Raw genomic sequence first — 21436 nt, 5'->3', positions numbered from 1 at the left:
GATCTATGTCGGGCTCCTTTTGCAAGAACGCATAGGTGGAGTGAGCTAGCAATGAGCACTATCGTCGGCAACGACAACCTGCGCAATCTGTGGGAGAGGCTGGGCACGGATCGCGCCGACCATGTCTTTATGGAGTTCCAGGACAGGGAAGGACGGAGGCAGGCGTTCACGTATGCCGAATTCGACCGCTGCATCAACCGTACGGCGAATTACTTCCTTTCTTTGGGCGTGAAGAAGGGCGACAACGTCGCCATCCAGCTGTACAACTCGCCCGAAAGCGTTTCGACCGCTATGGCGCTTGCGAAGATCGGCGCGGTGGCCGTGCCGATCAATATGGCGCACATGGTGGATGAGTGCGCGTTCGTCTACGAGAAGTGCGGCATCGACATGGTGGTGGCCGAGCCCGATTGCCAGCCGTTCTATATCGCCGACGTGCCCGAGGGTATCGAATGGCGCATCCCCGTGCCTGCCCGCATCGAAGAGACCTACCCGATGAAGCATGTGCTTATATCGCATCTTCGCGGCGGCGAGCCCCTGCTGGACGGAGCGGTCGATTTCGACGCCGAAGTGGCGAAATGTTCCGACGTGCTGGAGGCTTCCTGCGAGCTTTCCGCGTTGGACGCGGCCATGATCATCTTCACGTCGGGAACCACATCGCGTCCGAAGGGCGTCGAGCTCACGCATGGCAACATGCTGTTCGGCGGCTATTTCGGCATCTGGCAGTGCGCATTGACGCCCGACGACCGCCTGCTGACCACTATGCCTGCGTTCCATTCCAATTTCCAGACCGCCGCTTTGATGCCGGTGCTCGTCGCCGGCGCGACGCTGGTCTTCATCGAGAAGTACAGCGCCCGCCGTTACTGGAAACAGGTACGCGAGTATCGGGCCACCTCGCTTCAGCTGACCGCCATGATCGCACGCACGATGATGGTCCAGCCTGTCGACGAGGGCGAACGCGACCATCGGGTCCGTTCGATCCAGTACTACCTTGCAATCACCGACGAGGAGAAAGACGCCTTCGAAAAGCGCTTCGGCGTGCGCCTGATGAACTGCTACGGCTCCACCGAATCGGTGTGCTGGGTCCTGACCGACCTGCCGTTCGGCGAGCGCCGCTGGCCGTCGGTCGGCCGTGCGGGCCTCGGCTATCGGGTCGACGTGGTCGATGACGAAGGCCGCGCCGTCGAAACGGGGTGCGTGGGCGAGATCGTCGTCCACGGCATGCCGGGCATCACGCTCATGAAGGGCTACTACGACGAGCCCGAGATCACGGCGGAGACGCTCGGTTCCGACGGATGGCTGCATACGGGCGATAAGGGCTACCGCGACGAGGAGGGGTGGTTCTACTTCGTCGACAGGAAGTCGAACATGATCAAGCGATCGGGCGAAAACATCTCGGCCTCCGAGGTCGAAGGCGTTCTCGCCAGCCACCCCGACATCGCCGAAGCCGCAGTCATCGGCGTGCCCGACCCTGTTCGGGACCAGGCCGTCAAGGCGTTTTTGATTCCCGAGGCGGGATGCTCGCTCGATCCCGACGAAGTGACCCTGTACTGTAAAGGCCGATTGGCGGGCTTCAAGATCCCGTCCATCATCGAAGTGGTCGACGATCTGCCGCGCACGAGCGTGGGCAAGATCGCCAAGAAGCTCTTGAGCTAACCGGTCCGCCTTTCGTAGGGGACCGCGCGCGCCGCCCGGCAGGCTGCCTTCGTCGGCGCGGCGGAATGCGAAAGGCGGGTCATCGCCGGCTTCGGGAGAGCCGGCGCGAACCCAAGGAGGACAGATGATCAGCACTGAAATCGTAGGAAAGACCTTCGGTCCGTTCGTCCGCGACTACACCTTCAAAGACCTCGAGATCTGCGCGCTCGGCTGCGGCTGCGCGTGGGACGGCCGGGTCGACCTGGAGTGCGTCAACGAGGGCGACGCCAAAAACCCCGATCTGAAGGTGCTGCCGATCTTCGGCGTGCCCCTGACCGTGAACGAGGAGATGACCACCACCCTCGACTACGGCTTCGATTATTCCGGTTCCCTGCATTACGGCATCGACGTGCATTTCCATGCGCCGTTCAAGATGCAGGACCACATCGAGACCTATGTGACCCAGGAGGCCATCTGGGACCGCGGCGAAGGTCGCGGGTCTCTTTCCAAGCAGGTAGGAAAGTCTTACAGCTCCGATGGCACTCACCTGTGCACGGTCGAAACCTATGACTGCTGCATCTACGACGGCGGTTTCGGCGGCGAGCAGCCTCCGAAAGACGTCGTGGAATACCCCGATCGCGAGCCCGATCTGGTGTACGAAGAGGTCTGCGGCCTGCAGTGGCCGTTGATTTACCGCATGATGGGCGATTGGCATCAGCAGCACATCGATTGGTCCTATACCGAGCAGACCGGCCTCGCACGTCCGATCAACCACGGCGTGTGCAGTGCGGGTATCGCGATGCGCCACGTGATCAAGCTGCTGTTCCCGGGCGAGCCCGAGCGTCTGAAGCGCTTCAAGTGCCGCTTCACGTCGCCGGTTTTGCCGGGCACCAAGCTTCGCACCCAGGTGTGGAAGGTTTCCGATACCGAGGCTCGATTCCGCATGGTCGATGCCGAGGCGTTCGATGCGGCGCTCGCCAACGGCGAGCGCACCCCTAAGCCCTTCCTGAATTCCTGCATCGTCGAATGGGAATAACGGCGGCGCGTTCGGATGCGACGGCCTTTTCGTAATGGGCCGGATGCGCTTCCGACGCATGCCGAAGAAAGCGGCGTAACGCTTTCGGAACAGTTGGGGGCCTTGGGTCCCCAACTGTTTTACCAGGGGATATACTGAAATTACTCGTGCACTGGGCGGCGCGCCACGCTCCCTGATTCTTTTGCACGACTTCCCCTCCCAACACTATAAGCACTACCTCATGCGGCAACCGAAACGGATGCGCGGCGCGGCGCTTTGCCACGAAGGAGAAACGCATGGATGACATCAAAAAAGACACGCAGGTCGTAAGCCCGCCCGAGCATCGGATGGCAAGCATGGTTCCCGCGGACGTCCGCACGCAGCGCTCGTACAAATCGGAGCGCGCGCACAGGGTGAAGGAGAAGGTGAAGGGAATTCCTTCGTCGGCGAAGAAGGTCGCGAAAAAGACGATCGACGATGTCGCGATGACGCCGTTCCTTCGCAAGATATCGTTCTTCTCGAGCGGCGGATCGTTTTTGGACGGCTATGTCCTCTCGCTGATCGGCGTCGCGCTGACCCAGATCGTTCCTTTGTTCGACCTGACGGCGGCCGAAAGCGCCGCGATCGGCGCCTCGGTCATGCTCGGTATTTTCTTCGGCACGGTGTTCGGCGGATATCTGACCGATGCCATCGGGCGTAAGAAGATGTTCACGATCGACATCATCGCTATCGCGGTATTCTCCATCTTGAGCGTCTTCGCCACCACGCCGCTCCAGCTCGTGCTGGCGCGCTTCTTCATCGGCGTGTTCGTGGGCGCGGATTACCCGATCGCCACGTCGCTGATCGCGGAGTTCACGCCGAAGAAACATCGCTCCGTTTCCATGGGCATGGTTTCCGCCGCATGGTATCTGGGCGCCACCGTCGCGGCCGTGGTGGGCTACTGCCTCTACGGCGTGGAAGACGGCTGGAAATGGATGCTCGGCAGCGCGGTGGTTCCGTGCATCATCTTGCTGATCGGCCGTCACGACATCCCCGAATCTCCCATGTGGCTCGCGCAGAAGGGCCGCATCAAGGAGGCCGAGGAAGTGGTGCATCGCGTGTTCGGCGACGACGTGGAGCTTGAGCCCGAGGCGGTGACGCAGAAGACGTCGCTCGGCGTGCTGCTCAAGTCGGGCTATATGAAGCGCATGGTGTTTCTGGGCATCTTCATCTTGTGCCAGGTGGTTCCGATGTATGCCATCTATACGTTCGGTCCCGACATCATGTCGGCGTTCGGCCTGGGCGAGGGCCACGAGGCCATTCTGGGCGAAAGCGCCGTCAGCCTCTTCTTCCTGGTCGGCAGCATTCCTGCGATGTTCTGGCTCAACTCCATGGGGCGCCGCAAGCTTCTGCTGATCAGTCTCGCCATGATGGCGGTCGGCCTGCTCATCCTGGGCTTCTGGCCGACGGCTCCTGTCTGGGTCGTGATCGTGGCGTTCGGCCTGTACGCGTTCTTCAGCGGCGGACCGGGCATCCTGCAATGGCTCTATCCCAACGAGCTGTTCCCGACCGAGGTCCGCGCATCCGCCGTGGGCATCGCGATCGCGTTCAGCCGCGTGGGCACCATTCTGGCGACGTATGCGACGCCGATCTTCCTGGAGGCCTACGGCATCGGCCCCACCATGCTGGTGGCCGCCGGCCTGGTGGTGTTCGGCTGGGTGCTCTCGCTTGTGATGGCGCCCGAAACCAAGGGCAAGTCGCTCGCGGAGACGAGCGCGATCGAAGATGTGCCCGCCGTTCGCCAGAAGCGTTCGGCCTAGACATCCGTTTTCTTTCGGGGCATCGAGATTTCGAAGAAGGCCCGCTGCGTATTGCTGCGCAGCGGGCCTTCGTGCGTTTTCGGGCATATCTTGCCCGCGAGGGTGTCCATACGGTCCTGAAACGGGCTTATATGAGCGCGTATAACGGGTCGATCGCATGTCGTTCGTCTTCTGATGCGGGGAGGAAACGGTATGCGGCTGACGCGTTGCTGCGGCGCCCGGGCAGCTTGCGAGCGCTGTCGGGCGGCGGGCGAGAGGCGGCGGCGCGGCCGCGCGTTGCTGCGGCGAATGGGCGATGCCGATGGGAAGGCGGCGGGTCGATGCGAGAATACCATCGCTCATCTGGCGAATGCACGCTGTTCGCATCGGCGCCCTTTCGTCGCGTAGCGGGTGCGAGCGTGCGCCGTTCCCGAGGCGGGCACCAAAAAAGGCACCCCGAAGGGTGCCTTTCGAAAGCACTGCAAGAAGGAGTTACTTGCCCTGCCACTGGGGAGCGCGCTTCTCGACGAAGGCAGCGGGGCCCTCGATACCGTCGGCGGTCTTCTCCAGGAAGCGATACGCGGCATCGCTGTAGCGCATGGCGTCTTCCTCGGACATCTGGGAGGAAGCGTGAACGATGTACTTGGTCCACTTGAGGGCGAGGGGAGCGTTCTTCAGGCACTCTTCAGCCAGCTCGATGGCCTTGTCGAGAACTTCCTCGGCCGGGACGACGTAGTTGATCAGGCCGAGAGCCTTGGCCTCGGGAGCCTTGATTTTCTTGCCGGTGAGCAGGAGCTCCATGCAATCCTTGCGGTTGATGTCGCGAGCGAGGCGAACCAGGCCGCCGGTGGAAGCGATGATGCCCAGGCCGACCTCGGTGCAGCCGAACTTAGCGTTCTCGGCAGCGACGACCATGTCGCAGGAGACGGCGATCTCCATGCCGCCGCCGGCAGCGGAGCCGTTGCAAGCAGCGATGACGGGCTTGGAGCAGAGACGTGCGGTCAGGCCGCCGAAGCCGTGCTCGGTGACGGTCTGGCACTCGCCGCCCTCAGAGAGCTCGGAGAGGTCCTCGCCGGCGCAGAAGACTTTGCCGGTGCCGGTGACGATGATCGCGCGAACCGCAGGGTCGAGCTCGGCGTTGTTCATGATGTTTTCCATCGCCTTGGACGTAGCGCCGTTCAGAGCGTTAGCAACCTCGGGGCGGTTGATGCGGATGATCAGAAGACCATCTTCGCGAAGCTCGGATACGACCGTGTCGGTTCCATAGTAATCTGCCATTTTTCCTCCTTGAGTCTTGCTCATCAGGTTCGGTCGGCCGAAACGCGGCTGTCGGCGCACGGCGCCTTGATGCTTCGGCCACTGGTTCAAGATTACGCACTCGCCAAGGTTTCGCATATCGCCTGGATTGCAGTATTCCGAAGAAGAAAATTGGAGAGAATATCGCAGAATTATCGGTATCGAAGCGCGAAGGTTTTTTGAATATGCATAAAAGATGCATATTCGCTAATTTTGCTCGAAGCGCGAGCTTTTGTTGATAAAAGGCCAGGTGAATACTTACGGCTGAAAAGCTGGATAAAACAGCCCACCTTTTTTACCGCCCCAAACACGGTCACGAAAAAATGAGTAGAACACCAGATGAGGCATGTTTTATGCATAATGTGCAGCTATTGTTTTTCGGTGTCGGCTCTTGCGCTCGATGGCCTTTTTCGCAAGACCGCGCGATACGGGCGTGGCCGCATCGGCAGGCGTTCGGCGCCGAATCGATGCGCGGCGCATGTATCGCCACCGGGTTTTCGCCTCGTTTTCGAAACGAAAAAGGCCCGCAGGTCGTGCGGGCCGGGAAAAGACGGGAGCTTCGATGGCGCTGCGCGCGGATTTGTCGCCACGTCGTCCGCAACGGATCTTTCGACGCGGTTCGTGCGCGCATCGTCGGTTGCGGGTCGTGCGCCGGTTCGGGCGATCAGCTCCACGGGTCGCTTTGGAAGAGCGGCTCGGGTTCGGGCTTGCGGTCCGAATACGGGTCGTATCCATCGTCGTCTTCCGCCTCCGCGCGCAGGAATTCGGCGTTCGCGTCTCGTTTCGCCGCCTTCGCGGGCGAAGGCGCGGCGTCGTTCTCGACGCAGGCGGAGGCGTATTCGGCTTGTTCGGCGCCGCGGCTCGCGTCTGCGAGCAGCGGTTCGATGTAGGCGATCGACGCGATGCTCGTCTCGCCGCAGAAAGCGAAGGCGTACGGGGTGGCGAGCCCCGGCTTCGAGGCGATCATGGTCACGGTGGCGTCGGCTTTGATGCACGGGCGCGCCGCTTTGCCCGTCTGGGCATTCATACCGCTCGGCACGTCGGCGGCCACGACGCGCAGGCCGCGGGAGCGCGCGTCGCAGACGGCTTCGATCCAGCCGTCGAAGGGCGCGCGCACCGTGTCGTGCTCGAAGCCCGTGCCGAGCAGCGCGTCGATCGCCACGTGGGCCCGCGCGAGCGCCGCCTTGAACGCTGCGGCGTCGGGGCGGGCCACGATCCGCGCGTTCGGACGGCCTTCGAGCACGCGCTGCGCTTCCAGGGCCGCCGCGCGTGCGGGATGTGCGGTTATATCGGCGGGCGTCGTGGCGCATATGACGTCGACGCCGAACCCTTCTTCGGTCAGCACGCGGGCGGCCACCCATCCGTCTCCGCCGTTGTTGCCGTTGCCGCACAGGATCGCGAAGCGCGCATCGGCGCCGCATCCTGCGGCTTCGGCCACGGCGCGCGCCTTATGCGCAAGGGCGCGCCCTGCGCGGCGCATGAGCGTGGAAAGCGGGGTGCCCGCGTCTTCGATGCGGCGCTCGAGTTCCACGACGCGCTTCACGTCGAGCACGGGCGGCTCGAAGGGGTTCAGGTGCTCGAGCAGCGCGGCGGCGTAGGCCTTCGTCAGCGATTCGACGCTTTCCTTCGCGTTCGCGGGGCTCGTCGAGGGCAGGGTCGTGCAGGGTTTGCCGAAGCGCTTTTCGCACAGGCGCGCGTAGAGTTCGCCCGCCTTTGCGCCCGTGGCGAAAACCGCCTCGATGTCGGCGGTCGAGAAGATGCGGTCGAGGTCGTTCGGCTTGGCATTGCGGATGCTTGCGTCGCTCGCGCCTTCGATGTCGCATGACGCAACCACGTCCCACAGGGCGATATGCCGGCGTAGCAGCAGGTCGCGCTTGTCTTCGATCGTGGCGGGGGCGGGTTCGTCGAACGCCGCCGCCAGCACCTGCCAGAACCGGTTGCGCGGATGCCCGTAGAAAAAGCCTTCTTCGCGGCTTTTGGGGGAGGGGATGCTTCCGAGCACGAGCACCCGGCTGTTGCGGTCGAAGACGGGATCGATTCCATGGACGACATGTTCTGGCATGGGGCTCCTTCGTTTTCGCGGGATGCGGTTCGGGCTGCTTTTCTCTTGGCGGCATCGCCTGTTTCGCCGCGCCCGATTCCGGCGAGCATGCGGTCGCGCTGCGTGCGGGGCCATGCCGCCTGTCGCGCGCACGGCGTTTCGAGGGCGCGCCTTTCGCTTCGCGGCGGCAAGGCGCGCCCGGTCTTTTCGGCCTATTCGACGAACGAGAATACGTCGGCTGCCTCTTGGCGGGTTTTCGGGTTTATGGCATGCGAAGGGTCGCGATAGCCGATCTGGATTGCTACGGCTACGCCGAATTCTTTAGGATCCATCAGGCCTTTTTCGGCAAGCAGGGCGTTCACGGCGTCGTAGTTCAGGCCTTCGACGGGCGTGGAGTCAACGCCGAGAAGCGCGCAGGCGGCCAGCATGTCGGCGAGCGCGATGTAGCACTGGCGGCACGACCATTCGAACATCAGGCGCGGGTCGTCGGCGACGCCCAGGTCGTTTTTCTGAAACGACGCGAACATGGCCTGGCGCTGCGCCATGTTCTCGGGCGTGGCGCGCTGCACGTCGGCCATCATGTGCTCGACGTGCGCGTTTTCGGGCTCCATGTGCTTGCGGGCCAGGATGACCACGGTGTACGGGGCGTTGCGCTTCATGCCCCAGGCGCGCTCGAGCAGTTCGTCGGTCAGCGCGGCCGATTTCTTCACCACGAGGAATTTCCACGGCTCCAGCCCGAACGAGCTGGGGGACAGGCGCGCGACTTCCAGGATGGTGCGCAGGTCCTTTTCGTCCACGTCGCGCTCGGGGTCGTAGCGTTTGCAGGCGAAGCGCTCGGCGAACGCGGTTTCGATCGTTTCGTTCAGCGGGGTTTTCGGGGCCATGGGGTCCTCCTTTCGCCGGCGCGGGGCCGGGTCGCGATGGCTTCCTCCATCATAAACCGTCGTGGCGAAACCTGTGCGCCTCGTTGCGGCGACGGGTCGCGCGCGTTTCAAGCGTGGGATATTTCCCCGTTTTCTCCCTTGACCCTCACGTCGCGTGATGGCCTAGACTGCGAAACGTCGATGCGGCCCGCGCCCCGGAGCGCGGCGGGCGTCGGCGTCGATTCGAATCGAGATGGGCGATGCCGCGCAGCGGCAAGGAGGATGCGATGGGCTATGCCGTCAAAGAGCTCGCGGCGCTTTCGGGCGTCAGCGTGCGCACGCTCCATTATTACGAGGAGCGCGGGCTGCTTGTTCCGCGCAGGCTGGCGAACGGCTATCGCGTCTATGACGCCGGGGATGCGGCGCGCCTGCAGCAGATATTGCTGTATCGCGACGCCGGCATGGCGCTCGCGGATATCAAAGACCTGTTGGATGACCCTGCATTCGATGCGCGAGAGGCTTTGCGCGCGCATCGGGAGCGGCTCGCGCGCAAGATCGAGCAGACCGAGGCCATGATGCGCGCGGTGGAACGCACGCTTGCGAATTTAGAGAAAGGAACGGCGATGGACGATGCGAAACGATTCGAGGGCATGAAGCGCCTCGCGGTTGAGGAAAACGAGCGTCTCTATGGAGAAGAGGCCCGTGCGGCTTACGGCGACGCGGCGGTCGACGCGTCGAACGAGAAGGTGCTCGCGATGGACGAAGGGCAGTGGGAATCGGCCGAAGGCCTGGCCGAGGCAATTTTGGACAAGCTGGCCGAGGCCGTGCCCACGCGGGATGCGCACGGCGGCGCGGCGCGCGAGCTGTGCGCGATGCACGAGGCGTGGCTCAAGATGTATTGGCCTGACGGCATGTACACGCGCGAGGCTCATGCGGCGCTGGCTGAAACGTATGTGGCCGACGAGCGCTTCCGCATGTATTACGATGCGCGCGTCGAAGGCGGCGCGCGATTTCTGCGCGACGCCTTGAAGGCGTATTGCGCGCAGTAGCGGGCCGCGGCGCGCGGCGTTCGGCCGCCGCCAGATTCCGGCCGCCTGATGCTGTGCTGCGGCGTCGGGCGGGGTTCGAGCAAGGGCGCATCGGCCGCCGCCGCAGCCCGGGCCGCCGCGCGGTTGCGGGCGCTGGCGTTTCGGCCGGTGCGCCCGCAACCGCGTTTCGTTGCTCTGACCCGGAGCGAAGAAAAGCTTCCTGCCTCCCGGGCGAGGCGAGGTCCAAGAGGTAGGAAGCTGTGCGGTTCGGGCGAGGCCGGGGATTTCGCGCCCTGTTTCACGCGCGGCCTACGCCGACGCGGCCAGGTGCGCCGCCTGCAGCGCGAGAAGTTCGTCGATATCCACGTCCTCGAGCGTGAGCACCGTCGTGTCGGCGGTTTCGCGCAGTTGGTCCACGGTGCCTGAGGTGTCGCGGTCGTAGACGCCCACGGTTTTGAACCCCGCCTTCTTCATGGCGTGCAGCGCGTATACGGCGTCATCGAAGCACCATGTCAGCTCGGGAACGGCCTTCATCGATTTGGCGGCGGCGTCATAGATTTTGCGCTCGCGCTTCGAGGCGCCCACGTCTTCGGTGGAAAACACCGAGGTGAACGCGCCCAGAAGTCCCGTGCGGCCCAGGCCCGCTTCCAGGTAGGCGTGCGGGCTCGACGACGCGATCGCGCAGGGGATGCCGCGGCGGCGCACTTCTTCGATGAGCGCGCCTGCGCCGGGCGTCATCTCGGCGCGTTCGCTGTAATAGCTCATGAAGTATTCGTCGATTTCCGCTTCGAGTTCGGCGGGCGATGCGCCCACGCCGAACGTCTCGTGGAGAAAGACCGCCTCTTCGGGCATGGTCATGGTGCACAGCGCTTCGCGCATGGAGGAATCGATTCGTCCGCCCACGCGGGAAGCGAACGTGTCTTCCATTGAGAGCCATGCGTCCATCGTGTCGAGCAGCGTTCCGTCGCAGTCGAAAATGAATCCGACGCCTGCCAGAGAAGGTCGCATCGTCGCTCCTTTCGCTCGGGCCGAATGGCGCGCTTGCGTTCGGCCCGTATTCCGATAATTCTTCGTGGTTTATTCTGAATCCGAAGTGAAACGCCTGAGTCAAGGACGTGCGAAATCGATGCGAAGAAAGGCGAAGGCATGGGAGGCTGCTTTGTGTTCGTGATGGGAGGCGTGCTCGCTTTAGGCTTGGCCGCCGCCATGGCGGGGCTTTTCGGCTTCGGCTGCGTGGCGGCGTCTGTTGCGCTCGGCATCGTTTTCGCATATTTGCGTAAAAAACATGCTGCCGAAGAAAAATCATTTGTATGGGTGGCTGTTATGGCGGTCGTTTTGTTTGCGGTGGGGGCGCCGCTCGCCGCTTTCGCATGCTGGCTCTTCTTCATGCCCGCATAGCTCTGGTCGCCGCGTACGAAAAGCGCCCTCTCCTTCGCCGCGCGTGTCAGGGCGAGGGCGCTTTTCGGTTCGAATGCGGTACTTGCCGCTTATACGTCGCCGCCCGCAGAGCCTGCGGGATACGTTTCGTCGGCGACGGTCTCTTTCGGCAGGCACAGGTTCAACACCACGCCGATGATGGCGCTCGCCGCCATGCCGGGCAGCTCGTAGACGCCCACGGGAATCTTGATGCCTGCGGTTTCCATGCCCACGCCCACCACCAGGACGGCGGAGACGATCATGAGGTTGCGCGCCTTGCTGAAGTCGACGCGGTTGCTGACCAGCATGCGAAGGCCGTTGGAGGCGATCAGGCCGAACAGCAGCAGGCTCACGCCGCCCATGACCGAGGTGGGGATGGAGTTGATAAGCGCTTCGATCTTGGGGCAGAAACCGCCTACGAGCAACGCGATGCCGCCCGCATACCAGAAGATCTGCGTGGAATAGACGCGTGTGGCGCTCATGACGCCGATGTTTTCCGCATAGGTGGTGGTAGGAGTGCCGCCCAGGAAGCCCGAAAGCATCGTGGACAGGCCGTCGCCCAGAAGCGAACGGGGCAGCATGTCGTTGTAATTCTTGCCGACCACTTCGCCCACTACGAGCAGGTGTCCGATGTGTTCGATGATGATTACGATCGCGACGGGTGCGACCAGGATGATGGCTCCCAGGTCGAACGTCGGCGCCGTCAGGGTGGGAAGGCCGACCCACGCCGCGTCGATCACGGGCTGGAAATCGACCAGGCCGACGAAGCAGGAGGCGATGTAGCCGGTAGTCACGCCGATCAGCACGGGGATGGTGGACCAGAACCCGCGGAAGCAGGTGGAGAACACGATCGATACCGCAAGCGTGAGCGCCGCCACGGCGAAGCCTTCGTAATTGAACGGCGCGCCTGCGTCGTAGCCGCCGTTGAAGAAGGCCATCTTGATGGCCGTGGCCGACAGGCCCAGGCCGATGACCACGATCACCGGCGCGACGACAGGCGCGGGCAGAATCGCGTCGAGCCATTTGGTCCCCGCGATCTTGATGATGCCCGCCACGGCTACGTATACCAGACCTGTCACGATGAGCGCGCCGCCGACGGCGCCGATGCCTTGGCTTTGCGCCACCACCGCGATAGGCGTGATGAATGCGAACGACGATCCCAGGTAGCTGGGGATTTTTCCTTTCGTGACCAGGAGGTAGAGGATCGTGCCGATGCCCGAGCACATGATGGCCAGCGACGGCGAGAGGCCGGTGAGAAACGGCACGAGCACCGTGGCGCCGAACATGCTCATGAAGTGCTGGATGCCCAGGGGAATCGCCTTTGCGACGGGCACGCGGTCGTCCACCCCGATGATGGGGCGTTCTTCTGCCATTGCGTTCCTTTCGTTCGAGCCGCATGGCCTTGGCGGCGACGCGGCGAGCGGTCTATGCGCGCCAATAATACAGTACTTTGCTGCGATAAAGCGCACGCGACGGCGAATATCGCGTTTGGAAAGAGGTTTTCGAGCGAAGTCCGCTTGCCGCCGCTTCTGCTCGTTTTCCCGCCGTCGTCGGCCTAAAACGGCCGTCGGTCGCGATTCTTGCTTTCATGCGGAAAGGCGGAGAAGACATTGCGTAGTATGCAAGAAAGCGATGCATGCGACGGACGCATGGGCATCGCCGCTGCGCGAAGAGAGAGTCGCGTAGGCATTGGGCCGCGGCCTTGCGCCGCGACTTCGAGGGGAGTTCTTAGATGGTTGATTCTGCGGATACGATGCGTGAGATCCGTTCTTCCGGCTTCGGCCGTCGACTGACGGCCGAAGAGGCCGAATTCTTGAAGCGCTGTTTGCTCGAGACCGAGCCCGTCGTGGTGACCGGCGAAGCCGCGCCGCGCAAGACGCCTCCCATGGGCGTTCCTCACCTTCCTCGTCCGAAGCGCGCCTCTCGCTGATGCAGGCTCGGCGCGCCCTGCGTTTCGTGCCGTATAATCGGCATCGAATAACGGTCGTGCGCGACGAGTCAGCGAGGTGGCATATGACGGCGAGTTTTCCTTTCGAATTGGACGCGTCGGCGAAACGCAGAGCGTTTCCCGATGTAGACGACGAATCCGAAGGCCGTGTGTTCGGCCTGGTGGAAAGCGGTATCGCGCTTCCTGAGGGAGGCGCGTTCTATCTGGTCGAATTCGATTCGCCCGTGCTTTCCCGTGCGAGGATCTTGGCATACGTCGACAAGTACGGCCGCGTCTTCGAGACGAGCGAGCCGCTGATCATTCCGCCTGCCCGCTTTCCCGATTTCAAGGGGTTCTCCCAAGAAGGAACAGCGCGCGAGCGCGGCTATCTGGCGGTCGTTTCGCGCATCGGCGAGGAGACGGCGGTCGGCTCCTATTCGTGCAAGGATCCCGGCGGAAACGAGCGCTACCGCATCGAGGGCGTCATAGGCCCGCGCGTGTTTTCGGCGCCGCTTCCCGGTCCCTGGGAACCATACGACGACTTCATCGGCAAGGCGTATTTCCGCTTCGTCGGGCTTGCGCGCGAGCGGGCCGCATCGAGGCCCTTCGACCTGGGCGCGGTGTTCGCGCGCTTCGACACGACCGATTTGTTCGATGCGGTGAACAGGGAAATCCTCGAGGTCGAATCGTCTTTCGGCGAAGGCGGGGCGTGCGACGTCGAGCGCTACCTGGCCGCTCTTCTGCGCGATTCGGGGATCGTGGGCAAGACGCGCGATGACTTGGCGTTCACGGCGCCCGACGGGCGGCCGTGCGTGCCTGCCGTGCGCCTACTGCGCACCGCGTTCTACGCGAACACCTATTACGTCGATTTCTATTATGCCGACGCGTCGGGAACCGTTGTCGAGAACGGCGGGTTTTCCACGCTGCCCGAGACGGCCGAGGCGCGCCGGACGTTTTTGCGCGCCGAGGCGGCGCTGAATAGGTTTTTGCTGCTGACCGAATACCTCGAGCAGCACTTCGAGGGCGGCTCGCGCGCGGCCGACGAGGCGTTTTGCAGCGCGGCCGACAGATGGCTGTGCGACCGCATCTGCGTTCAGGCGTACGATCCCGCCCAGGCGCCGCTGCTCGAGAGCGCCTGGGACAAGCATCTGGCCTATGCGCGCGCATGCGAGATGCTTCGTCTGCCGTATCGCGTGGGCTACGAGTTCTACAGCGACCAGGGTGCCGCGTCGTTCGGCGTGAACGTGTTCTGCCCGCCCGCCGACGTCATGGCGGGCATCGCGTGGGACGAGGCGGCCGGCTGCTACGTGCCGCGCGACGAAGCCGCCCGCAACGGCGATGCGGCTCGATACGCCGCCCATGCCGCCATCCTGTTCGCGGCCCAGGCATTTTCCGTCTCCTCCGATATCGAGCGCGTGTATCTGAACTGCATGCGCGACGGCGGCGACGAAGCCGTGGCGGCGGGCGTTTTCGAGCGTGCGGCGTTTTGCGCGGCCTTCGCTTCCGATGCCGAGCATGCGTTCGCCGATCCCTTCGCATTCCTGCACAATCTGGGCGTCGCGTTCGAATGGGGCGATGAGTTTGCCTTGCGCGCCGTGCCGACATGCTTCCAGAGGGGAGAGGGCGTTTTCGCGGAGACGCGCGAGCCGCTCATCCATCGCGATGCCGTGCCGTTTTCCGAAGAGGCCCGCGAGCTTGCGGGCGTGGCGGCGCCGTGCGATCTGACCATTTTCGAAGACGGCGCGCGCTCGGCCTACGCCGAAGAGGTGTCGGCCGCCCTCGACGCCGGCGTCGCGTCGGCGCTCGAGTGCCTGAAAGGCATCCATGACCGCACCGAGAACATCCTCGTGCGCCGGATCTGCGGGGCGTTGATGGACGGCTTCATGCTGGGCGATCTGGACGAGCATTCGTATCTCGAGGTGAAAGAGGCTTTCATCGATGCATACGGCTTCAAGCCCCTCATGGCCCGCGCCACGGCGCTCGTGCGCGCCGACGACGAATCGCAGGCGATCGCGGTGCTCGAAGACCTCCTGGCGAAGGTGGAGGCCACCGAAGGATTCGCCGACACTGCCCAGACGTGCTACCGCTTCTTCGACAGCTACGAGACGCGCTACATGTATGCGCGCCACTGCGCCGACGACGCCGCGGGCAGGCGCGTGCTGCCGCTGCCCGACGAGGCGTTTCTGGTGCACGACGCGCTCGCCCAGGTGTACACCACGTCGATCGCGGGCGCCGATGCGGCCCTCGAGCACGCGAACCGCTGCATCGAGCTTGCGCCTGCGCGCGCGTATTCATATCTGCGCGCCGCCCGCGCCTATTTCATGCGCGGCGAATTCGAGCAGGAGATTTCCATGTGTTCCAAGGCGATCGAGGTGGCGTGGCACCCGGCCGATGCGGGCCTTGCGCTGTATTGGATGGCGTATGCCTTCTGGAAGCTCGAGCGCTACGATGCCGCGGCGGCGTGCTATCGGCGCTGCGCGGCCCTGCGCTCGGCGATGGCCGACCAGGCGATGGTCGAGTTCGAAGAACTGCTCCAAAGCGTGAAGGGCCTGCAGCGCCACACCGAGGAGGAAGAGGACGAGATCTTGCGCAAGGAGGGCGTGGCCGTGGGCGCGCTTTCCGCCAACTGCGAGAGCATGCTCGACATGGCTAAGGCGGCGGCCGATTCGGGCTGCAATTCGCTGTGCTGCGTGATGGCGGCGTCGGGCGCGCGCGTGGTGCGCGACGACGCGCTCATGCCCACCGTCAGGTCGTTCTCGGCGGGAAGGGACAAGCTGTCGATCCGCTGATGCGCGCGGGATGACCGGGGGGGGCGAACCCCAAGAACAGGGAAGGGGGACGAGGCCGTCGGGCTTCGTCCCCCTTCTTCGCATTGCGGCGGTGGATCCGCGTGCCGTCTGCGCGGCGGACCGCTACATCTTCCTCACGTTCATGGCGCGCATGGCGTTGAGGATGGCGATGACCGCAACGCCTACGTCGCCGAACACGGCAAGCCACATGTTGGCGATGCCGAGCGCGGCAAGCACGAGGATCAGCACCTTCACGCCGATGGCGAACACGATGTTCTGCCACACGATGGCCATGGTCTTACGCGCGATGCGGATGGCGCACGCGATGTTGGACGGCTTGTCGTCCATGAGCACGATGTCGGCGGCCTCGATTGCAGCATCCGACCCCATGGCGCCCATGGCGATGCCGACGTCGGCGCGCGTGAGAACCGGCGCGTCGTTGATGCCGTCGCCTACGAAGGCCAGGTTTTCGCGCGCCGTATCCATGATGCGCTCGACTTCCTCCACCTTGTCGGCCGGCAGCAGCTGCGCGTGCACCTCGTCGACGCCCACTTGGTTTGCGACGGCTTGCGCCACGTCGGCGCGGTCGCCCGTGAGCATGACGCAGCGTTCGACGCCGGCTGCGCGCAGGTCGCGTATCGCCTGCGCGGCATCGTCTTTCACCGTGTCGGCGATCACGATGCGGCCGATGAGGCGTCCGTCCGCCGCGACGTTCAGGACGGTTCCCGCCAGGTCGCACGCGTCGCATGCGATGCCGTGCGCCGCCATGAGCCGGTCGTTGCCGACGAGCACCGCGCGTCCGTCGATCGTCGCGGAAACGCCGTGCCCCGACTCTTCGGCGGCTTCGCCGATGCGGTTTCGGTCGATGGGCATCGCGAAGGCGCGCTTGACCGAAGCGGCGATCGGATGGTCGGAAAAGGCCTCGGCATATGCGGCGGTCTCGAGAACGGCATCGGCATCGAAGCCGTCGCATGCATGGACGGCGGTCACGTCGAAGGTGCCGTCGGTCAGCGTGCCGGTCTTGTCGAATACCACGGTGTCCACATGGCTGAGAGCTTCGAGATAGTTCGACCCCTTGACCAGGATGCCGAGCCTCGATGCGCCGCCGATGCCTCCGAAAAACGATAGAGGAACGCTGATCACGAGGGCGCAAGGGCAGCTCACCACGAGGAATGTCAGGCCGCGCAAGATCCAGTCGGACCAGGCGCCCATGCCGAGAAGCGGCGGGATGACGGCGATCGCAAGCGCCGCGAAGGTGACCGCAGGGGTGTAGACGCGCGCGAAGCGGGTGATGAAGTTCTCGGTGCGCGCCTTCTTCTCGCTGGCGTTTTCTACGAGTTCGAGGATGCGGCTCACGGTGGAGGCGCCGAAGGGCTTGAGGGTGCGCACGCGCAGCACGCCCGTCATGTTGATGCAGCCGGAAACGACCTCCGCGCCCGCTTCGACATGACGAGGCATGGATTCGCCGGTCAGCGCGGCGGTGTCGAGCTGGGACGATCCGTCGACGACCACGCCGTCGATCGGCACGCGCTCGCCGGGCTTGACCACGATGATGTCGCCCACGGCCACCTCTTCGGGGCTTGTCTGCACCAGCTCGCCATTGCGTTCGATATTGGCGTAATCGGGGGCGATATCCATCATGGCGGCGATGGATTTGCGGCTTTTACCTACGGCGTAGCTTTGGAAAAGCTCTCCTACCTGGTAGAACAGCATGACAGCCGCGCCTTCGGCCATATGCGGGTCGGAATCGGGGAAGGCGACCATCGCGAATGCGCCCAACGTGGCGATCGACATAAGCAGGCTTTCGTCGAAAGCTTCGCCGCGGCGGGCGTTGCGCCACGCCTTCAGCAAGACGTCGTGGCCCACGATGAGGTAGGGGACCAGGTAGAGGGCGAAGCTCGCATACACCGCGCCTCGCGCGCCGAAGACGAGTTCGAGCGCTCCTATCTTGTCGACGGCCATGATGGCGAAGAACAGGACTAGTGCGACTACGATGCGTTTGAGCAGCTTCTTCTGCTTTTTATTCATGGGAAACTCCTATCGGCCGTTTGCGTGGCCGCATTAGCGGATGATTTCGCAATCCGGCTCGATGTCGCTTACCAGGGCGACGACGCGGTCGAGCACGGCGTCGAACTCGGCGTCTTCCGCCTGCAGCGTGAGCTTTTGGGCCATGAAGTTGACCGAGGCGTCCTGTACGCCGTCGAGTGCGGCGATCTTGTCCTGGATCTTGCGCGCGCAATTGGCGCAATCGATTTCGTCGAGCTTGAAAGACTTACGCATGATGGGTTCCTTTCGTTCCTTTGGTTTTGCGGGTGGAGGCGTTATTCGCAGATGTGGTTCATGCCTTGGGCCAGCATGGTGTGCACGTGGTCGTCTGAAAGCGAATAGCGCACGTTTTTTCCTTCGCGTTTGAATTTCACCAGATGGGCCTGCTTCAAGGTGCGCAGCTGATGCGAGACGGCGCTTTGCGTCGCGCCTACGATGGCCGCGATGTCGGCCACGCATAGTTCGGTTCCCATGAGGGCGTAGAGGATCTTGATGCGTGTCGTGTCGGCGAACACTTTGAAGAGATCGGCTAGGTCATAAAGCAATTCTTCGTCGGGAAGCTCGTCGAAAGCGTCGTTCCCTTGAGAATGGACGCTTCCGCAGCACGATGCGGCCGCATGGTCGTGCGCGAGCGTTTCGTCTTCGGACATCTTCAAACCTTTCAACATATGAACAACTGTTCATAAGTATAAGAGCGAAGAAGGGAATGTCAAGAGGGCCGTTGCGGTGCGATCACCGATTCCTGTAGAGCGAAAGTTGATATTTGCGCGGTATCGTGTTCGGTGCGCGGTTGTCCCGCGCATGAAGCGGCGCATGCCGCGAACGAATGTTTCGAAGAGATTGGTGTCGCCATGGATAGCGCAAAAAAGCCGCTCGTGCTGATCGTCGACGACGAGCGCGATATCGCCGACATGCTCAAAAGCTATTTCGAAATGTCGGGCTATCTGGCCACGGTGGCGCTCGATGGGGCGCAGGCGCTCGAAAAAGCCAGGTGTTCGCCCGACGTGATCCTGCTCGATGTGGGACTTCCCGATATCGATGGGTTCTCGGTCTGCCGCATGCTGCGCGACGTGCATGCCTGCCCGATCATATTTTTGACGGCGCGCGTGGAAGACGCCGACGCCATCGACGGGTTTTCCGCAGGCGCTGACGACTACGTGACCAAGCCGTTTTCGCTCGAGGTGCTCGGTGCTCGCGTAAAGGCCCAGCTCGCGCGCGGCGAACGCATGAAGCGCGTCAGCGCCGTGCGTGTCGACGATGTGCTGTCGATCGACTATGCGGCCATGGCGGTGTATGTCGAAGGGGCGCAGGTGCCCCTTGCCCGCAAGGAGTACGAAATCTGCACGCTTCTATCGAAGCATGCGGGTCAGGTATTCGACCGCGACATGATATACGAGCGCGTCTGGGGCACTTCGGGAGATTCCGCCGTGGTGACCGAGCACGTGCGCAGGCTGCGTCGGGCTCTTGCGAAGGCGGGCGCCGAGAAAGATTACGTGAAAACGGTGTGGGGAGTGGGCTACACATGGCAGGGCTAGAGCGTTCGGATTTGGGGAATAGCGGCGGTTGCGCGCAGTCATCGTTCTGTGCGACCGAAGGAGAGCGTGCGGAAGCGCTCGAGGAAGAGGGGATGGAAGCAGGCGGGCGGTTCGATGCGACCTCCTGTTCGAGCGATTCGTCCGGCGGGAGGTCTTGCGAGGGCGGTCCGTGCGGCGATGGGCCGAATGCGCCCGACGAGGCTGATGGGGCCCCTTCGTCTCCTGTCGGCGACGAGGCTGTCGACGAGGTCCTCGAAAGCGACGGATCGAATGCCGCCCGTGTTCGCAGGGCCGCGTTCGCGTGGCTTCGCCATCCGTTGCGTTCGACGCGCGCGTTTTTGGATGCATGTTCGGTGCGCGCCGCGTTCTTCTTCTACTCTCTTGTCGGCGTTGCCGTCGCCCTTGTCGTGTCGACGATGGCCGCTATGGGGCTTTCGGCTCTTTCGGAGAGCATTTTCTATGGCGGCAGGGAAGTGTATCCCGGGCTTTATATCTACGATTCCGAATCCGACGAGCTCGTCAAGGCGGAAGAGGTGAGCTGGTATCGAGGCGATGGGGGAGAGTTCACGAATTACGCCGACGGAACGACGCCCGTCGTCGTCAACGACATCACGCTTTATGTCGAAAGCTATTCCGCACGCGCCGATTCCTGGCATTCGATTTCCGTGGGGAACCCTTCCGAGGAAGAGGAGGGCGTGGTCATTCACGATATGGACGAGACTCTTCGCGGCGGGCCTGACCGTCTTGATACGAGCATTTCTCTTGACGGCCTCGCAGCATATGATGCGTCGGCTAATGAGCAGCGGGGCAATGTCGACGCTCTTGAAAGCCAGCTTCCGGTCGATGCCGACGGCAACCATCCCGTCGCTTCACTCGTCGGTTATTACGTGTATTTACCGTCGAGCCCGTTGTATCAGATGGTGAACCTGGGCGTGTTCGTCGTCGTTCCTCTGACCTTCGTCGTCTGCTTTCTCGCGGCGAGTCGCGGCTTCTACAAGCGCAAACTGCAGCGTCCCATCCAAGTGATGGATGACGCGGCGCGACGCATCGCCGAAGGCGACCTGTCCGTTCCCGTGGCTGCGCCGCCTGCCGGTTCGCGTAGCGAGCTCGATCGCCTTTGCGTCTCGTTCGAGGATATGCGCGCCGCGCTCGAGCGCAACAACAAGGCCATGTGGCGCGTGGCCGAGAACCGTCGCAAGGTGAACGCCGCGTTCGCGCACGACCTGCGCACGCCGCTTACGGTGCTGAAAGGCCGGGCCGAGATGCTTTCCACGTTCGCGCCCGAAGGACGCGTGGATGCGGCGGGGCTCGCGGAAGCGTCGGCCGCCATGTCACGCCAGACCGAGCGGCTGCAGCGTTATGTGGAGTCGATGAAGGACCTCGCCGACCTCGACGAATGCGCGGTCGATCCCCGCCCGGTCGATCTGGGCGCCTGGTTCGTGCGCGTCGCGGCCGAAGCATCCGACCTGGCGGGCGCCGCCGGGATCGACTTCGAGGCGAAGGCGGGCGGCTTGCCGCGCATCGTCTCTTTCGACGATATCGCGCTTTCGCGAATCGTGGAGAACGCGCTCGCGAATGCGCTTCGCTACGCGCGCACGAGGGCGTCTTTGTCGTGCATGTGGAACGAGGGCGTGCTGACGGTACGCGTGGCCGACGACGGCCCCGGCTTCGACGCGGCCGCGCTCGAGCACGGGTGCGAGCCGTTCTGGCGCGATGCCGCCGAAAAGCGGCGCGACGATTCCGCCCATTTCGGCCTGGGCCTCAATATCTGCGCCGAATTGTGCGAAAAGCACGGCGGGTCGGTCCACCTGTCCAATGCCGACGCGGGCGGCGCCGTGGTGGAAGCGTCGGTGCATGCCCCGCTTGCGTGATGCGGCTCCGTTCGCCGGCATTTCGTCAGAATCGCGTTTCCTTGCGTTGATAGCGATTTGATATTCGCTTCGTAGACTTTTCAGTATCGAAGGATCCTTCGATCGCGGCTTTGAGGCCGCGGCGGAATGCGCATCCGCCCGCCTCGCCGCCGGCCGGTTTTTCGCCGGCGTCGTGCGAATCTGCAATGCTGAAAGGTGC

The 21436-nt window shown here is 63.5% G+C and carries 17 protein-coding genes; 9 read left to right on the top strand and 8 right to left on the bottom strand.

Annotation, left to right across the window (positions count from 1 at the left end; all coding sequences use genetic code 11):
- Positions 1–51: 51 nt before the first annotated feature.
- From caiC to DMP07_RS02435, 3 genes are all read left to right on the top strand, one after another.
- Positions 52–1653 (top strand): crotonobetaine/carnitine-CoA ligase, encoded by a 1602-nt coding sequence (gene caiC / locus DMP07_RS02445; RefSeq protein ID WP_123197549.1) that lies wholly within the window; start codon positions 52–54, stop codon positions 1651–1653.
- 124 nt (positions 1654–1777) lie between these two features.
- The gene (locus DMP07_RS02440) at positions 1778–2668 is read left to right on the top strand and encodes a MaoC/PaaZ C-terminal domain-containing protein (RefSeq protein WP_123197548.1); all 891 of its coding nucleotides are present in this window, start codon (positions 1778–1780) and stop codon (positions 2666–2668) included.
- 275 nt (positions 2669–2943) lie between these two features.
- Complete coding sequence (locus DMP07_RS02435; protein ID WP_123197547.1) at positions 2944–4446, top strand: MFS transporter; 1503 nt, start codon at positions 2944–2946, stop codon at positions 4444–4446.
- Between the two features lie 471 nt (positions 4447–4917).
- On the opposite strand, the gene DMP07_RS02430 is transcribed toward DMP07_RS02435, so the two are convergent.
- From DMP07_RS02430 to DMP07_RS02420, 3 genes are all read right to left on the bottom strand, one after another.
- The gene (locus DMP07_RS02430; protein ID WP_123197546.1) at positions 4918–5703 is read right to left on the bottom strand and encodes an enoyl-CoA hydratase/isomerase family protein; all 786 of its coding nucleotides are present in this window, start codon (positions 5701–5703) and stop codon (positions 4918–4920) included.
- A 682-nt stretch (positions 5704–6385) separates the two neighbouring features.
- Positions 6386–7783 (bottom strand): NAD(P)H-hydrate epimerase, encoded by a 1398-nt coding sequence (locus DMP07_RS02425; RefSeq protein WP_123197545.1) that lies wholly within the window; start codon positions 7781–7783, stop codon positions 6386–6388.
- A 191-nt stretch (positions 7784–7974) separates the two neighbouring features.
- Positions 7975–8646 (bottom strand): NAD(P)H-dependent oxidoreductase, encoded by a 672-nt coding sequence (locus tag DMP07_RS02420; RefSeq protein ID WP_123197544.1) that lies wholly within the window; start codon positions 8644–8646, stop codon positions 7975–7977.
- 266 nt (positions 8647–8912) lie between these two features.
- On the opposite strand from DMP07_RS02420, the gene DMP07_RS02415 reads away from it, so the two are divergent.
- Positions 8913–9674, top strand: coding sequence for a MerR family transcriptional regulator (locus DMP07_RS02415; protein ID WP_244594817.1), 762 nt, complete (start codon positions 8913–8915; stop codon positions 9672–9674).
- 288 nt (positions 9675–9962) lie between these two features.
- Here the strand turns inward: DMP07_RS02415 and DMP07_RS02410 are convergent, their stop codons facing one another.
- Complete coding sequence (locus DMP07_RS02410; RefSeq protein WP_123197542.1) at positions 9963–10661, bottom strand: HAD family hydrolase; 699 nt, start codon at positions 10659–10661, stop codon at positions 9963–9965.
- A gap of 153 nt (positions 10662–10814) precedes the next feature.
- Here DMP07_RS02410 and DMP07_RS02405 point away from each other — a divergent pair, with 153 nt between their 5' ends.
- Positions 10815–11051, top strand: a complete 237-nt coding sequence (locus DMP07_RS02405; RefSeq protein ID WP_148039627.1) for a hypothetical protein — start codon at positions 10815–10817, stop codon at positions 11049–11051.
- 89 nt (positions 11052–11140) lie between these two features.
- On the opposite strand, the gene DMP07_RS02400 is transcribed toward DMP07_RS02405, so the two are convergent.
- The gene (locus DMP07_RS02400) at positions 11141–12442 is read right to left on the bottom strand and encodes a solute carrier family 23 protein (protein ID WP_123197540.1); all 1302 of its coding nucleotides are present in this window, start codon (positions 12440–12442) and stop codon (positions 11141–11143) included.
- Positions 12443–12801: 359 nt separating this feature from the next.
- On the opposite strand from DMP07_RS02400, the gene DMP07_RS02395 reads away from it, so the two are divergent.
- A complete protein-coding gene (locus DMP07_RS02395) occupies positions 12802–12999 on the top strand; it encodes a hypothetical protein (protein WP_123197539.1) in 198 nt (65 codons plus the stop codon).
- Positions 13000–13082: 83 nt separating this feature from the next.
- The gene (locus DMP07_RS02390; protein ID WP_123197538.1) at positions 13083–15785 is read left to right on the top strand and encodes a tetratricopeptide repeat protein; all 2703 of its coding nucleotides are present in this window, start codon (positions 13083–13085) and stop codon (positions 15783–15785) included.
- Positions 15786–15908: 123 nt separating this feature from the next.
- On the opposite strand, the gene DMP07_RS02385 is transcribed toward DMP07_RS02390, so the two are convergent.
- The 3 genes from DMP07_RS02385 to DMP07_RS02375 are packed head-to-tail and all read right to left on the bottom strand — an operon-like array spanning position 15909 to position 18481.
- Positions 15909–17813 (bottom strand): heavy metal translocating P-type ATPase, encoded by a 1905-nt coding sequence (locus DMP07_RS02385; protein ID WP_123197537.1) that lies wholly within the window; start codon positions 17811–17813, stop codon positions 15909–15911.
- Between the two features lie 33 nt (positions 17814–17846).
- On the bottom strand, positions 17847–18065 hold the full coding sequence (locus tag DMP07_RS02380) for a cation transporter (RefSeq protein ID WP_123197536.1): 219 nt from the start codon (positions 18063–18065) through the stop codon (positions 17847–17849).
- Between the two features lie 41 nt (positions 18066–18106).
- Entirely contained in the window at positions 18107–18481 is a 375-nt protein-coding gene (locus DMP07_RS02375; RefSeq protein ID WP_123197535.1) for an ArsR/SmtB family transcription factor, read from the bottom strand.
- A gap of 201 nt (positions 18482–18682) precedes the next feature.
- Between DMP07_RS02375 and DMP07_RS02370 the strand changes: the two genes are divergently transcribed.
- Both DMP07_RS02370 and DMP07_RS02365 read left to right on the top strand, forming a co-directional pair.
- Positions 18683–19366 carry a response regulator transcription factor gene (locus tag DMP07_RS02370; RefSeq protein WP_123197534.1) on the top strand — a complete coding sequence of 228 codons (684 nt, stop codon included), beginning with the start codon at positions 18683–18685 and terminating at the stop codon, positions 19364–19366.
- Positions 19367–19458: 92 nt separating this feature from the next.
- Positions 19459–21237 (top strand): sensor histidine kinase, encoded by a 1779-nt coding sequence (locus DMP07_RS02365; protein ID WP_161957005.1) that lies wholly within the window; start codon positions 19459–19461, stop codon positions 21235–21237.
- Positions 21238–21436: the final 199 nt, after the last annotated feature.

This window comes from Slackia faecicanis (assembly GCF_003725295.1).
GTDB classification, from domain to species: Bacteria; Actinomycetota; Coriobacteriia; order Coriobacteriales; family Eggerthellaceae; genus Slackia; species Slackia faecicanis.
The sequence above is the reverse complement of the archived record's forward strand: the minus strand, read 5'-3'. Positions and strand labels throughout refer to the sequence as shown.

Coding starts and splice junctions, on each gene's coding strand:
- caiC (WP_123197549.1), top strand. CDS start 52: ATGAGCACTATCGTCGGCAACGACAACCTGCGCAATCTGTGGGAGAGG.
- DMP07_RS02440 (WP_123197548.1), top strand. CDS start 1,778: ATGATCAGCACTGAAATCGTAGGAAAGACCTTCGGTCCGTTCGTCCGC.
- DMP07_RS02435 (WP_123197547.1), top strand. CDS start 2,944: ATGGATGACATCAAAAAAGACACGCAGGTCGTAAGCCCGCCCGAGCAT.
- DMP07_RS02430 (WP_123197546.1), bottom strand. CDS start 5,703: ATGGCAGATTACTATGGAACCGACACGGTCGTATCCGAGCTTCGCGAA.
- DMP07_RS02425 (WP_123197545.1), bottom strand. CDS start 7,783: ATGCCAGAACATGTCGTCCATGGAATCGATCCCGTCTTCGACCGCAAC.
- DMP07_RS02420 (WP_123197544.1), bottom strand. CDS start 8,646: ATGGCCCCGAAAACCCCGCTGAACGAAACGATCGAAACCGCGTTCGCC.
- DMP07_RS02415 (WP_244594817.1), top strand. CDS start 8,913: ATGGGCTATGCCGTCAAAGAGCTCGCGGCGCTTTCGGGCGTCAGCGTG.
- DMP07_RS02410 (WP_123197542.1), bottom strand. CDS start 10,661: ATGCGACCTTCTCTGGCAGGCGTCGGATTCATTTTCGACTGCGACGGA.
- DMP07_RS02400 (WP_123197540.1), bottom strand. CDS start 12,442: ATGGCAGAAGAACGCCCCATCATCGGGGTGGACGACCGCGTGCCCGTC.
- DMP07_RS02395 (WP_123197539.1), top strand. CDS start 12,802: ATGGTTGATTCTGCGGATACGATGCGTGAGATCCGTTCTTCCGGCTTC.
- DMP07_RS02390 (WP_123197538.1), top strand. CDS start 13,083: ATGACGGCGAGTTTTCCTTTCGAATTGGACGCGTCGGCGAAACGCAGA.
- DMP07_RS02385 (WP_123197537.1), bottom strand. CDS start 17,813: ATGAATAAAAAGCAGAAGAAGCTGCTCAAACGCATCGTAGTCGCACTA.
- DMP07_RS02380 (WP_123197536.1), bottom strand. CDS start 18,065: ATGCGTAAGTCTTTCAAGCTCGACGAAATCGATTGCGCCAATTGCGCG.
- DMP07_RS02375 (WP_123197535.1), bottom strand. CDS start 18,481: ATGTCCGAAGACGAAACGCTCGCGCACGACCATGCGGCCGCATCGTGC.
- DMP07_RS02370 (WP_123197534.1), top strand. CDS start 18,683: ATGGATAGCGCAAAAAAGCCGCTCGTGCTGATCGTCGACGACGAGCGC.
- DMP07_RS02365 (WP_161957005.1), top strand. CDS start 19,459: ATGGAAGCAGGCGGGCGGTTCGATGCGACCTCCTGTTCGAGCGATTCG.